Here is a 13,524-nt window from a genome sequence, read left to right on the forward strand (position 1 = left end):
ATGCCTTTATATAAGAGTAAATTGTACTACGAATTCTTAAGCGCTTCCGCTCCCGATACAATTTCTAAAATTTCATTGGTAATTGCAGCTTGTCTTGCCTTGTTGTAATAAATCACAAGGTCATTTTTCAAGGACTGCGCGTTGTCCGTCGCTTTGTGCATGGCCGTCATTCGGGCTCCGTGCTCAGAGGCTAAGGAATCCAAAATCGCTTTGAAAAGTTGAGTTTTAATCGATCTAGGGATTAGATTGTCCAAAATCTCACTTTTATTTGGCTCAAAGATATAATCGGTTTCGCTCTCTCCTTCTTCACTAACTTCTGGCATGGAGATAGGTAGAAGTTGCTCGGTTTGCACCACTTGAGTGGCTGCATTCACGAACTGATTGTACACAATGTGCACTTCATCAAAATTCCCTTCGAGGAATTCATTCATGACCACTTCCGCTACACCTGCCACCGAATCAAAACTCAAATGATCCAAAAGCGGGCTTTGGTTGTCGAAAACTTTTTTAGAATTCCGAACGGAATCGTATACCTTTTTACCAATTGCAAGGATTTCGATTTCTTTCGATGCATTCCTAGTTAGTAAACTATTTAGCTCTTTGATAATCGAAGAGTTAAACGCACCTGCAAGTCCTTTGTTCGAAGTAATGGGAATATAAAGAATTCGTTTCACCTCACGTGACTGTGCATACACAGAAATCTGATCGGGATCCGAACTTGAATTTACATTCTCAATAATCTCCTGTAATTTTTGCGAAAAAGGTCTAAGCATTACAATAGCATCCTGAGCTCTTTTAAGCTTAGAGGCTGCCACCATTTTCATGGCGCTTGTAATTTGCATTGTAGACGAGATCGAAGTAATTCGCCCTCTAATTTCCTTTAAGTTTGCCATTCTTTTGTTAAATGGTTAATATAAGTTAAGGCTCAGGCATCGATACGATACCTGAGTCCATAAATTTAGTATTTTGAAGCGATATCCGCTGCGGCTTGTTTTAAAACACCGGTAATTTGATCGTCAATCTTTCCTGACTTGATTGCAGCCATCGTATCTGGGTGCTTCGTTTTAAGAAATTCAACATAATCGGTCATGAATTCTTTCACTTTTCTTACAGGTACATTACGAAGTAAGTTCTCTGTCCCCGCATAGATCATAGCTACTTGGTTTTCCACAGGAAGTGGAGAGTTCACAGGTTGCTTTAATACTTCTACGTTCTTTTCTCCTTTTGAAATAACCGCTTGGGTTACTGCATCTAGATCAGAACCAAATTTAGCAAATGCCTCAAGCTCTTTGTACTGAGCTTGGTCTAGTTTCAAAGTACCTGATACTTTTTTCATGGCTTTAATCTGCGCATTCCCTCCTACACGAGATACGGAGATCCCTACGTTAATTGCAGGACGAACCCCAGAGTTGAATAAATCCGACTCAAGGAAGATCTGTCCGTCTGTAATAGAAATTACGTTCGTAGGAATATAAGCAGAAACGTCTCCGGCTTGGGTTTCAATAATTGGAAGTGCTGTAAGCGATCCTCCTCCTTTCACTAACGGCTTAAGCGCTTCTGGAAGGTCGTTCATTTGCTTCGCAATTTGATCGTCCTTAATTACTTTTGCAGCTCTCTCAAGAAGTCTTGAGTGAAGGTAGAATACGTCCCCAGGATAAGCTTCACGTCCCGGTGGTCTTCTAAGTAGAAGAGAAAGCTCACGGTAAGCAACCGCTTGTTTCGATAAATCATCATAAACAATTAATGCAGGTCTACCGGTGTCTCTGAAGAACTCACCGATTGCAGCTCCTGCCATTGGGGCATAAACTTGCATAGGTGCAGGATCAGAAGCGTTTGCAGCTACAACGACCGTGTAGGCCATGGCTCCTCTGTCTTCAAGAGTTTTTACAATCTGTGCTACCGTCGATCCTTTTTGACCAATCGCCACATAGATACAGTATACAGGCTCACCCGCGTCAAAAAATTCTTTTTGATTTATAATCGTATCAATGGCAACCGTGGTTTTACCCGTTTGACGGTCTCCAATGATAAGTTCTCTTTGTCCTCTTCCGATTGGAATCATGGAGTCAATTGCGACGATTCCTGTTTGAAGTGGTTCGTTTACCGGCTGGCGATAAATTACCCCTGGCGCTTTTCTTTCTAATGGCAATTCGTACAATTCACCGCCGATTGGGCCTTTCCCATCAATTGGGTTCCCTAAGGTATCTACGACTCTCCCTAGCATTCCTTCACCTACCTTAATAGATGAGATACGCTGAGTTCTTTTCACAGTGTCCCCTTCTTTCACTAGTTTAGATTCGCCTAACAAAGCTACCCCAACGTTATCGTCTTCAAGGTTAAGTACAATGCCTTCGACTCCTCCTTCAAATTTCACTAGCTCACCGTATTGTACGTTTTCAAGTCCGTATACACGAGCAATACCATCCCCAATGGTTAGAACGGTTCCCACCTCTTCTACATTGGATTGAGTATCAAAATTTGCTAATTGTTGTTTCAAAATTGCTGAAACTTCAGCCGGATTTATTTGTGCCATTTTATGGTTTTTTTAAATACTAGTTTAATTGAAAATCTTTCTTGATCTGATTTAGTTGCGAGCGTACTGAGCGGTCGATCTGTTGATCTCCCACACGAAGGACATACCCTCCTAAAAGTTCTGGATTCACTTGTAAGGTCAAATCAAATTTGGAATCTACATTCACAAGATTTGAATTCTTAACAATGGAATCAATCGTTACTTTATCAAGAGTACTTGCTGTACTCAAGGTAGCTCTTTGAACTCCGTTCAAATCTTCCACCTTATTAATATATTCCTGTGCAACATCTTGCAAATGACTTTCTCGTCCTTGCTTAATCACCAAGGTAATAATATTTTGACTTACCGGAGAGAACTCTTTAAAAATCTCACTTGCAATCGAGATCTTCTTCTTCGAATCCACCACAGGCGAAGCAAAAAGTTGACGCAGTTCTTTTGACTGTTTCATCAACTCTACCAAGTCCTTCATTTCTGAAAAGACCTCTTGGACACTCCCGGATTCACTTACGTAATCCAAAAGCCCTTGAGCATATCTTTTTGCGACTTTAGATGTAAGCATTTAGTTCTTATTAAGAGTTTCGTTATTTAAATAATTTTCTACAAGTGTAGATTGAGCCTCAGAGTTGTCTAATTTTTGTTTCAAAATAGATTCTGCAATGCTCACAGAAAGAGTTCCAATCTGTTGCTTAATTTCATTCATTGCAGAAGCTTTTTCCGCATCGATGCTTTGTCTCGCTTGAGCAATCATTTTGTCTCCTTCTACTTTCGCAACATCTTTTGCTTCTCCTACAATGCGGTCTTTGATTTCTCTCGACTCCTTTAAAATGGCATCACGTTCAATCTTTGCCTCACGAATAATTTTTTCATTATCCGATTTAAGCTGCTCCATTTCTTTCTTTGCCAACTTTGCTTGATTCAATGCATCTACGATTGACGTTTCTCTCTCGTTTACCATATTTAAAATAGGCTTCCAAGCAAATTTAGTCAAAAGAAACAATAGGATCAGAAAGGTAATCCCCATCCAAAAAAGTAAGCCAATTCCTGGTTCGATTATCATAATATAATTCTTTTTTTAATTTTAACTTTTACAATGGTTTTAAAAGTTTGGCCAATAGCCAACCGCTAGTGGCCAAACATTTTGTAGTGTGGTTGGATTATTTGATGAACGCACCAAAGATAATCGCAATCAGACCAGCACCCTCGATAAGACCTGCAGCAATAAGCATTGCAGCTTGAATCTTACCAGCTTGTTCTGGTTGTCTAGCGATAGCATCCATAGCGTGACCACCGATTTTACCAATACCAAGACCTACTCCTAATACTGCTAAACCGATACCTACGTAAATCAATCCAGCTCCAGTTGTTAAATCCATAATAAAATATTTAGGTTGTTAAAAATTTTCTTTGTTTATAAAATATATCCCTATGCAATGATCGTATCCTTTCCAGCACTGTCCGCATCGTTATGTGCATGATCATGTTCATGATCTTCCACAGCCATCCCGAAGTAGAGTGCAGAAAGTACAGTAAAAATATAAGCTTGTAGAGCCGCCACCAAGAGTTCGAGTAACGATACAAAAAGTGCAAGTGGAACTGAAGCAATCCCAAGAGCTGCATTTTTAAAGATGAAAATAAGAGAGATAATCGCAAGAATCATAATGTGTCCAGCGGTTATGTTCGCAAAGAGACGCATCATAAGTGCAAATGGCTTCGTTAGTACACCAACGATTTCAATAGGAACCATGATTGGATAGAGGGCAATCGGTACTGGCGGCATGAAAATGTGCTTCCAGTAACTTTTATTTGCACTAAACAATGTGATCACAAGTGTTACAATAGCTAAAAACGCCGTTGTTGCAATATTTCCTGTAAGGTTAGTTCCAAACGGTGCGAAAGGAATTAGTCCAAATAAGTTATTAAACCAAATGAAGAAAAACACAGTCAATAGATAAGGCATAAATTTCTTATACTTTACTGAGCCTATGTTTGGAATCGCCACTTCATCTCTAATAAATACGATAAGCGGCTCCAAAAATTTACCTACTCCTGTCGGAATTCCATTCTTATAACTTCTTGCTGTCCCAATAAATAAGAACAATAGAATGATAACAGAAACAAACATCCCTGCTACGTTTTTTGTGATCGAAAAATCAAAAAAGACATCTTGTGAATTTTGACTCCCTCCAATTAAGCTGTAAAGTGCTGCACGTTGGATTTCCTCCGTAGACACAATAACACCATGGTTCATTGTGTACCCGTCTATTACTTCCCCGTGCGCAACCTTACTTGACATAAACGAATGCCATCCGTTTTGGTCTTTAAGAATCACAGGAAGTGGAATCGTAAAATGGTTTTCTTCTGGTGTGCCTTCGTTCAAAGTAAAGACATGCCATTCATTTGCGTCAGAGATATGATGCATAATCATTTCAACTGCACTAAATTCGTTTTGATCCGTATCTTGCGCAGCCGAGGTTAAACCTCCTGATAACGTTAATAAAAGAACAAAAAAGAAAGAAGAAAATCTCTTAATCATGACATATTTTTATCGGTTTGCAAATATATCGATTTAATTAGATTCTGCCAATTTCTTAAATTGATTTTTATCATAATTTATTTAGGCGCTTAATTACGTTAGAATATAGAAGAAAAGAGCCCACTATAAAGACACCGATAAGGACCAGAAATTCATTCTTGCCTCGATCTAGTATGGAAACCCAAACCATGGCCCAGATTAAGTCCTTTAAAACATTTAGTCCTAGGAATTTTAACGCACCATTTTCTTTTGAAACAAAAAACCGCGTAAACACCCAGTACATAAAGCCATTTAGTACACCAATAGAGGCCATTAAAAGAAGAATATCCATCCAATTCATGGCGCGAAGATAAACAAGTTTTAAAAAATTATAATATTTGCTTATTTTTGCAGTCCCTAAATTAATTATATGTTTCAAAGTTTACAGGACAAATTAGATAAAGCGCTACATAATATCCAAGGTCGCGGTAAGATTACGGAGATCAATGTGGCGGAAACCGTAAAGGAAATCCGTCGTGCTCTAGTCGATGCCGACGTAAACTATAAAGTTGCAAAAGACCTTACCAAACGAGTACAGGAGAAAGCGTTAGGACAAGATGTACTTACGAGTCTTACACCTGGACAATTAATGACCAAGATTGTTCATGATGAATTAGTCGACTTGATGGGGAAAACCCAAGAAGGGATTAATTTATCAGGAAAACCTTCTGTTATTTTAATTGCCGGACTGCAAGGTTCGGGGAAAACTACGTTTTCAGGAAAACTTGCCAATTACTTAAAAAGCAAACGTGCGAAAAAGCCACTCTTAGTTGCATGTGATGTATACAGACCTGCCGCCATTGAACAGCTGAAAGTTCTTGGGGAACAAATTGGAGTTCCAGTTTATACGGAAACAGGAGCCACCAACCCTTCCTCGATTGCTGAGAATGCAGTGAAACATGCAAAGGAAAACCATTTTGATGTGGTCATTGTCGATACAGCAGGACGACTTGCAATTGACGAGCAAATGATGAACGAAATTAAATCGGTTCATTATTTCATTAAGCCTGAGGAAACCTTATTTGTGGTGGACTCTATGACGGGACAAGATGCGGTGAACACAGCGAAAACCTTTAATGAAGCCCTGAACTTCGACGGAGTCGTTCTTACAAAACTAGACGGGGATACACGAGGGGGAGCTGCATTAACCATTCGTTCCGTGGTTGAAAAACCAATCAAATTCATTTCTACCGGAGAGAAAATGGAGGCTTTAGACCTTTTCTATCCGGAACGTATGGCGGACCGTATCCTAGGAATGGGAGACGTGGTTTCGTTAGTGGAAAGAGCACAAGAACAATTTGACGAAGAAGAAGCGAAAAAACTTCATAAAAAGATTGCAAAAAACGAATTTGGTTTCGATGACTTCCTTAAACAAATTGCCCAGATCAAAAAGATGGGGAATATGAAAGATTTGATGGGAATGATTCCAGGTGTGGGAAAAGCCATTAAAGACGTAGAGATCTCAGACGATGCTTTCAAACACATCGAAGCTATTATTTACTCTATGACCCCAGAGGAAAGAAGACGACCTTCTACCATTGATATGAACCGTAAAAAACGAATTGCCAAAGGAGCAGGCCGTAAACTAGAAGATGTGAACCAACTCATGAAGCAATTTGAACAAATGGGCAAGATGATGAAAATGATGCAAGGCCCACAAGGAAAACAAATGATGCAGATGATGGGCAAAATGGGAGGAGGACAAGGCATACCTGGTATCGGTGGAAAAATGTAAGGGCTCTTAAACCCTAGATAAAAAAAAGGATCGCCCATTTGAGCGATTCTTTTTGTTTTTAGGTTAAGGGAATCCCTAATAGCTTAAGGAACTTCCTTACTCGTCGCGCATCCGCTTTTCTTCCGTATTGTAGGCCAAAATAATCTTGCGCACTACGGGATGCCTAACCACATCTTCTTCTGTTAAATGGACAAATCCGATTTCCTTAACCTCTTTCAATATTCGCATGGCTTCCTTAAGCCCTGATTTTTGTCTTAAAGGAAGATCGACTTGACTTGGGTCCCCCGTGATAATAAACTTGGCATTCATCCCCATTCGGGTTAAAAACATCTTCATTTGCGCGTGCGTTGTGTTTTGGGCTTCGTCTAGAATTACAAATGCCTCGTCAAGAGTTCTCCCTCGCATAAAAGCAAGTGGTGCGACCTCAATTACTTTTTTGTCAATGTAACTCTCCAATTTTTCATTGGGAAACATATCACGAAGCGCGTCGTAGAGAGGTTGCAAATACGGGTCTAATTTTTCTTTCAAATCCCCGGGTAAGAATCCTAAGCTCTCCCCTGCTTCCACGGCAGGACGCGTCAGAATAATTCGTTTAACTTCTTTATCCCGAAGGGCTTTTGCGGCAAGCGCAACACTGGTATACGTCTTGCCCGTTCCGGCAGGACCTATGGCAAAGACCATGTCTTTCTTCTCTGTTTCATATACGAGCTTTTGCAGATTGCTCGTTTTGGCTTTAATTACTTTTCCATTTACACCTTTTACAATAATATGCTGATCGAACACTAATTTGCGTTCATTCTCATCTTTAATCTTAAGGATGTTCTCCACATCTTTTAAACTAATGCTATTGTTTTGCGAGATGAAAGCCACTAGATCCTCAAGCTTCCCTTTCAAAATATCAAGCGTTTCTTGGTCGCCTAAAGCCAGTATCGAATGATCTCGCCCTGTGATCTTAAGGGTCGGAAAACTCGATTTGAGCAGGTTAAAATTCTGGTTTTGGACTCCATAAAATTCCTTCATGGCAATACCAGAAAGTTCATAATTTAATTCAAACATAGATTGCAATTGGTAATTGATGCTTAAAATTAGCAAAAAAAAGCACACGAAAATAATTAGTTTTCCACAAAGTCTTATTTTTAGGTCCGCTTGAAATTTGCTATTTTTGCGCCATGCCTGTCATCACGCTCACCTCTGATTTTGGACTTGTCGATTACCGCGTTGCCGCACTAAAAGGAAGTATATTGAGTCAAAAACTCGATGCAATCATTATGGACATCTCGCATGAGATCGAAGCCTACAACCTTTTGCAAGCTGCCTACGTAGTAAGAAACGCGTACAAACATTTCCCCACCGGTAGTGTCCATGTGATCGCCGTGGACAGTTCTTATAGCAAGCATGTGCGCAGTATTTTATACAAAGCGGACGGGCACTATTTTCTGTGTGCGGACAATGGACTTCTGGATTTAATCTTTTTTGATATTAAACCGGACGGCGTCTACGAGGTGACCCTTAACAATCGATTTGACGACGATGTGCGCTCTATGGGCGTGGATATCTTTGTGCCTTCTGCAGTCCATTTGATTCAAGGCGGCGTCCCGGAAGTAATTGGACGAAAAATTAAAAACCCTAAATCCCTTTCTTTTGCTCGAGCCGTGCACAATGAAAGTGAAAAGATGATCATTGGAGAAGTTATGTACATCGACAACTTCGGGAATCTAGTCTCAAACATCCACAAAAAGTTTTTTGAAAAATTAAAGTCCAACCACCAAAGTTACACCATCAAATTTAGAAACCTCGCTTTAACCTCCGTCTATAACAATCCTACTGAATTTGTAAGCGATTGGAAAAACGAACATGAATACCACGGCAAGGCTGTAGCAGTATTCAACGAAGCGGATCTTCTTGAACTCTGCATTTACAAAGGAAACAAAAGAAACGGTGCCAAAACTTTGTTTGGCCTCAATGTGGGCGAGAGCGTGTATGTAGAATTTACGGACTCCGTGGGTGAATCGTTTTAAGTGTTCAACTTAATATTCATTTTTTCAATTAACTTTGCACATTAAACTACGCCTAACTCATGCTCTATTTAATTCTGAAAGCGATACATGTAATATTCATGGTTAGCTACTTTGCAGGCCTGTTCTACCTGGTTCGTCTCTTTGTCTATTACAAAGACACGGACGATTTCGAAGCAGATCGCAAAAAGGTGCTACGCGAACAATATCTTTTTATGGCCACAAGGCTATGGAATCTTATTACAGTACCTGCATTTACCATCATGCTGCTGAGCGGACTTTCGCTTTTGTGCGTCCATTATCCAGAATTCCCTCTACTTCAAACTGACCCTTTTTCCTGGTTCTATATTAAAGCCTTTTTTCTCATTGGCCTTTTTGCATACCACTATTGGTGCTATAAAAAGCTTAAAGAACTTCAATCCATTCATGGAGCAGATCTTTCAACCTCGAATTTAAAATTAAGGCAATTCAATGAAATTGGAACCTTTATTCTCTTTCTGGTTGTATTTACCGTCTTTCTAAAATCGGCAATCTTTGCCTATTGGTGGCAACTTATACTCGGATTTGTAGTCCTTGTGATTTGCATAACCCTTACTGTAAAGTTAGTGAACAAAGGCAAGAAAGAGAGAAAGTAAGCCCTACACGTCTCGAATAAAATCTTCGTACTCGTAAAAGAAGATTTCTACTTTCTCCATTTTGTCGTAGAAAAATTCGAAAATAGAAGGCCAAGTGGACTTGTTGTAAATAGACACTCCTTCTAATTCTACCCAAAAACGAGAAAGAATTTTTCCATTCTCAATCTCAAGCTCAGCGCTTTTCTCGAGACTCCCCCACGTTTCTTTCAATTGATCCTCTAAAGACCAGAGTTTGTTATAGTACAACTCTTGAAGTTCTGGATCCTTCATTTCCAAATCAATCGAAACTCTCGCCTTCGAAGGATCTGCGTGGAATTTGAACGAAAAATCTTTGATTTTCGTATGGTAAAGAATCCATTTGCGCGGAAAAGATTTTCCAAAAGCAGTCCAGAATTCTTTTCTTAATTTTTGAGCTTCTTCTTTACTGAACATGAAAAGGTCTATTTTGGTTTCAAATCTAGGGATTTTTCTTTGGAATTTAGAGTCGTAGAGTTCATTTGAGAAGCTCAAAGATTTTGACTAATTTTGTTTCATGCTCTCTAAAAAATCACATTACGCCTTTAAAGCCCTCGGGTATCTCGTAGACCGTCATGAAACTGGGCCTATTCTGATCTCTGAAATTGCACAAAGCAAAAACATTCCTCTCAAATTTCTAGAAAATATACTTTTAGAATTAAGACGTGATGGTATTCTGGAGAGCAAAAAAGGGAAAGGTGGAGGCTATTTTTTAAACCTTGACCCTAAGGACGTTTCCTTAGCAAGAATCATTCGACTCGTCAACGGTCCTATTGCCCTGATCCCGTGCGTAAGTTTAAATTTTTACGAAAAGTGCGCTAACTGTAGTGAGCCCCACTGTGGCCTTCACGATGTATTTGTAGAAGTTCGAGATGCCACGTTAGCCGTGCTTGAGAAAAAATCACTCCTCGATCTAGCAGACCATGAATTGGATCCTAACCTTCAACTTCCTACGGCCTAATATAGTCCGTCGTGAAGGGTTCAATCCCAATTCTACCTGTCTTCTTTTCCGTACTCCAATCTAGGCTACTCCCCCTTCCCTGCCACGTTATCTATTAGTCTACTAATTTTGTCGGTTTTTAATAATTAAGTACCTTTGCTGCGAAAACAACCTACCTATGTTAGAGCTAGAAACCATAAAAGAGATTGAACAGAGTTCCCTCGAAAAAGCCCTCGAGCGCGTATGTGAACTTTATCCCTCTGGTATTGTGTTCTCTACCTCACTTGGACAAGAAGACCAAGTTCTCACGGACGCTATTTTTAAAAATCAACTTCCTATTCAAGTTTTTACTCTTGATACGGGTCGACTGTTTTACGAACACTATGACCTTTTGGCCCGAAACCGAGCCAAATACAAGACCGACACAAAGCTTTTTTTCCCAGATCCAAAGGAAGTAGAACAGTACGTCGCACAAAAAGGAATTAACGGGTTTTACCAATCTGTAGAAAACCGAAAGTTGTGCTGTGAAATCCGGAAGGTAAAGCCGTTAAACCGGGCCCTAGAAGGAGCCAAAGTATGGATTACAGGGCTACGCTCAGAGCAATCTGACAACCGAGAAAAAATGCCTATGATTGAATGGGACCCCCAGCGAAACCTCTACAAATTCAATCCTTTAATCCATTGGAGTTATCAAGACGTACTTGATTACCTAGAGAAGCATAATGTCCAAGAACTACCCCTACACAAACAAGGCTACATCAGTGTAGGTTGCAAACCTTGCACAAGAGCTATTGAACCCGGAGAAAACCCACGCGCCGGCCGTTGGTGGTGGGAAGATTCCCATAAAGAATGCGGACTGCATTCAAACTAATTCTAAAGATCACTATATGAATCCATACCGCTTAGATTATCTAGAGCAACTTGAAGCTGAAAGCATCTACATCATGCGTGAGGTAGCGGCCCAATTCGACAAACCCGCACTGCTATTTAGTGGAGGAAAAGATTCCATTACGATGGTACACTTGGCTCAAAAAGCCTTTGCACCCATGAACATTCCTTTTCCACTCGTGCACATTGATACGGGTCACAACTTTAAAGAAGCCCTAGACTTTCGAGATAAACTTGCGAAGGAAATAGGGGCAACCCTTATTGTTCGTCAAGTGGAAGATACCATTCGGGAAAAGAACCTAACCGAACCCAAAGGAAAATTTGCCTCAAGAAACTGGCTTCAAACCCATACTCTTTTGGACACGATTGAAGAATTTGAATTTGATGCTTGCCTAGGTGGAGCCCGTCGTGACGAAGAAAAAGCAAGAGCCAAAGAAAGATTTTTCTCCGTTCGTGATGAATTTGGACAATGGGATCCAAAACTCCAAAGACCTGAACTTTGGAATATCTACAACGGGAAAATACACAAGGGAGAAAACGTAAGAGTCTTTCCTATTTCCAATTGGACTGAATTAGACGTTTGGAATTACATTAAGAAGGAAAACATTCAATTGCCCCCAATTTACTTTGCGCACGATCGGGAAGTCCTAGAACACGAGGGTCAACTCATTGCCGTTTCGGATTTCATTCAAATTGATCCAGAGGACAAAATTTCAACCAAGCGGGTTCGTTATAGAACCGTGGGCGATATGACCTGTACAGCCGCCGTGGAAAGCAATGCTAGCACGCTGGACGAAGTGGTGACTGAAATCACGGCCTCGCGTATTTCAGAGCGTGGCGAAACCCGCATTGACGACAGAGCCACAGAGGCAGCCATGGAAGACAGAAAAAAAGGAGGCTACTTTTAAGGGTAGACTTTAAACCTAAAGCAAGAGAAAACAAATGGACTTATTACGATTTATAACAGCCGGAAGTGTTGACGATGGAAAAAGCACCTTAATTGGTCGCCTGCTTTACGACAGCAAAAGCATCCTAGTGGACCAACTAGAAGCGCTGGAAAGACAATCTAAAAACAAAAATAAAGACGGAATTGATTTAGCAATTCTAACCGACGGACTGCGTGCAGAAAGAGAACAAGGCATCACAATTGACGTGGCCTACCGCTACTTTAATACAAGCCGCAGAAAGTTTATTATAGCCGATGCACCGGGTCATGTTCAATACACGAGAAACCTAATTACAGGGGCCTCCAATTCACAGCTCATGGTTATCCTAGTGGATGCTCGTCACGGAGTGATCGAGCAGACCCGACGCCATTCCATAATTGCATCTCTGCTTCAAATGCCGCACGTCGTTGTAGCGGTGAACAAAATGGATTTGGTGGATTATTCTGAGGAAAAATACCAGCAAATAAAATCGGACTATGAGAAGGTAGCCCAAAACCTTGGACTCACCAATGTAAAATACTTCCCTATTTCTGCCTTTACAGGAGCTAACATAGTGGAATCCTCTGTCGAAATGCCATGGTACACGGAGGGACCCCTTCTTTCTTATCTGGAAACGCTTGAAATCAGAGAAAATAAGGACTCCGAAAACAGTCGCTTCCAAGTTCAGTATGTAATCCGACCTCAAACCAAAGAACTTCATGATTACCGAGGCTTCGCAGGGCAAGTGATTTCTGGTTTCTACTCAAAAGGCGATCGCATTGTAATCCTCCCTCAGGAAATCTCCACGACGATCTCTAAAATTGAAACTGCAGGCTCAGAAGTAGAAACCATTTATGCCTCTCAACCTTGTGTTATTCACTTGGCAGAGGACATTGATGTTTCTCGGGGCGATTCTTTCGTTTTAGAAAGCCAGGAAGTGAAGATGGAAAACGAGGTAGAAGCGCTGGTGTGCTGGCTAGATAATAAACCCTTGCAACAGGGAAATAAATACTTCCTTCAACACAAAAGCCGCGTCGTAAAAGCAGTTGTGAAAGAAATATCCGAAATTATTGACGTGAATACACTAGAGCGTCATAGCCTAAATGGTCCGGTGAAATTAAACGAAGTGGTTCGAGTAAAGCTGAAAACAGCCTCACCGCTAGTCTTTGATAGCTTTGAAGAAAACAGTCAAACGGGAAGTGCCATTTTAGTGGACCAAACCAGCAACAGTACGGTAGGGGCTGTTATGATTCGATAAAGCAAAG

At 40.5% G+C, this 13,524-nt stretch carries 16 protein-coding genes; 7 read left to right on the forward strand and 9 right to left on the reverse strand.

Annotation, left to right across the window (positions count from 1 at the left end):
* Positions 1 to 26 precede the first annotated feature (26 nt).
* The 7 genes from atpG to ACX3PU_RS06800 form a co-directional block, all read right to left on the reverse strand.
* Positions 27 to 893, reverse strand: coding sequence for an ATP synthase F1 subunit gamma (gene atpG, locus ACX3PU_RS06770; protein WP_459084202.1), 867 nt, complete (start codon positions 891 to 893; stop codon positions 27 to 29).
* A 65-nt stretch (positions 894 to 958) separates the two neighbouring features.
* Positions 959 to 2,533, reverse strand: a complete 1,575-nt coding sequence (gene atpA, locus ACX3PU_RS06775; RefSeq protein WP_459084204.1) for a F0F1 ATP synthase subunit alpha — start codon at positions 2,531 to 2,533, stop codon at positions 959 to 961.
* Between the two features lie 19 nt (positions 2,534 to 2,552).
* Positions 2,553 to 3,092, reverse strand: a complete 540-nt coding sequence (atpH, locus tag ACX3PU_RS06780; RefSeq protein ID WP_459084205.1) for an ATP synthase F1 subunit delta — start codon at positions 3,090 to 3,092, stop codon at positions 2,553 to 2,555.
* Positions 3,093 to 3,590 (reverse strand): F0F1 ATP synthase subunit B, encoded by a 498-nt coding sequence (locus tag ACX3PU_RS06785; RefSeq protein ID WP_459084206.1) that lies wholly within the window; start codon positions 3,588 to 3,590, stop codon positions 3,093 to 3,095.
* A gap of 97 nt (positions 3,591 to 3,687) precedes the next feature.
* On the reverse strand, positions 3,688 to 3,906 hold the full coding sequence (locus ACX3PU_RS06790) for an ATP synthase F0 subunit C (RefSeq protein ID WP_114304230.1): 219 nt from the start codon (positions 3,904 to 3,906) through the stop codon (positions 3,688 to 3,690).
* 50 nt (positions 3,907 to 3,956) lie between these two features.
* Complete coding sequence (gene atpB / locus ACX3PU_RS06795; RefSeq protein WP_459084207.1) at positions 3,957 to 5,066, reverse strand: F0F1 ATP synthase subunit A; 1,110 nt, start codon at positions 5,064 to 5,066, stop codon at positions 3,957 to 3,959.
* Between the two features lie 70 nt (positions 5,067 to 5,136).
* Positions 5,137 to 5,406, reverse strand: a complete 270-nt coding sequence (locus tag ACX3PU_RS06800) for a hypothetical protein (protein WP_459084208.1) — start codon at positions 5,404 to 5,406, stop codon at positions 5,137 to 5,139.
* A 69-nt stretch (positions 5,407 to 5,475) separates the two neighbouring features.
* Between ACX3PU_RS06800 and ffh the strand changes: the two genes are divergently transcribed.
* The gene (gene ffh / locus ACX3PU_RS06805) at positions 5,476 to 6,840 is read left to right on the forward strand and encodes a signal recognition particle protein (protein ID WP_459084209.1); all 1,365 of its coding nucleotides are present in this window, start codon (positions 5,476 to 5,478) and stop codon (positions 6,838 to 6,840) included.
* Positions 6,841 to 6,936: 96 nt separating this feature from the next.
* On the opposite strand, the gene ACX3PU_RS06810 is transcribed toward ffh, so the two are convergent.
* A complete protein-coding gene (locus tag ACX3PU_RS06810) occupies positions 6,937 to 7,896 on the reverse strand; it encodes a PhoH family protein (RefSeq protein ID WP_459084210.1) in 960 nt (319 codons plus the stop codon).
* Between the two features lie 113 nt (positions 7,897 to 8,009).
* Here ACX3PU_RS06810 and ACX3PU_RS06815 point away from each other — a divergent pair, with 113 nt between their 5' ends.
* Both ACX3PU_RS06815 and ACX3PU_RS06820 read left to right on the forward strand, forming a co-directional pair.
* On the forward strand, positions 8,010 to 8,858 hold the full coding sequence (locus tag ACX3PU_RS06815) for an SAM hydrolase/SAM-dependent halogenase family protein (RefSeq protein ID WP_459084211.1): 849 nt from the start codon (positions 8,010 to 8,012) through the stop codon (positions 8,856 to 8,858).
* Between the two features lie 59 nt (positions 8,859 to 8,917).
* Positions 8,918 to 9,490 (forward strand): CopD family protein, encoded by a 573-nt coding sequence (locus tag ACX3PU_RS06820; protein WP_459084213.1) that lies wholly within the window; start codon positions 8,918 to 8,920, stop codon positions 9,488 to 9,490.
* 3 nt (positions 9,491 to 9,493) lie between these two features.
* On the opposite strand, the gene ACX3PU_RS06825 is transcribed toward ACX3PU_RS06820, so the two are convergent.
* The gene (locus ACX3PU_RS06825; RefSeq protein WP_459084214.1) at positions 9,494 to 9,922 is read right to left on the reverse strand and encodes a DUF4268 domain-containing protein; all 429 of its coding nucleotides are present in this window, start codon (positions 9,920 to 9,922) and stop codon (positions 9,494 to 9,496) included.
* Between the two features lie 100 nt (positions 9,923 to 10,022).
* Between ACX3PU_RS06825 and ACX3PU_RS06830 the strand changes: the two genes are divergently transcribed.
* The 4 genes from ACX3PU_RS06830 to ACX3PU_RS06845 all read left to right on the forward strand — a co-directional run bounded on the left by ACX3PU_RS06830 (position 10,023) and on the right by ACX3PU_RS06845 (position 13,517).
* On the forward strand, positions 10,023 to 10,466 hold the full coding sequence (locus tag ACX3PU_RS06830) for an RrF2 family transcriptional regulator (protein WP_459084215.1): 444 nt from the start codon (positions 10,023 to 10,025) through the stop codon (positions 10,464 to 10,466).
* A gap of 157 nt (positions 10,467 to 10,623) precedes the next feature.
* Positions 10,624 to 11,316, forward strand: coding sequence for a phosphoadenylyl-sulfate reductase (locus ACX3PU_RS06835; RefSeq protein ID WP_459084216.1), 693 nt, complete (start codon positions 10,624 to 10,626; stop codon positions 11,314 to 11,316).
* Positions 11,317 to 11,332: 16 nt separating this feature from the next.
* Positions 11,333 to 12,241, forward strand: coding sequence for a sulfate adenylyltransferase subunit CysD (cysD, locus tag ACX3PU_RS06840; RefSeq protein WP_459084217.1), 909 nt, complete (start codon positions 11,333 to 11,335; stop codon positions 12,239 to 12,241).
* Positions 12,242 to 12,275: 34 nt separating this feature from the next.
* A complete protein-coding gene (locus ACX3PU_RS06845) occupies positions 12,276 to 13,517 on the forward strand; it encodes a sulfate adenylyltransferase subunit 1 (RefSeq protein ID WP_459084218.1) in 1,242 nt (413 codons plus the stop codon).
* The last annotated feature ends 7 nt before the right edge of the window (positions 13,518 to 13,524 follow it).

It is taken from the genome of Chryseobacterium sp. A301, from assembly GCF_054489425.1.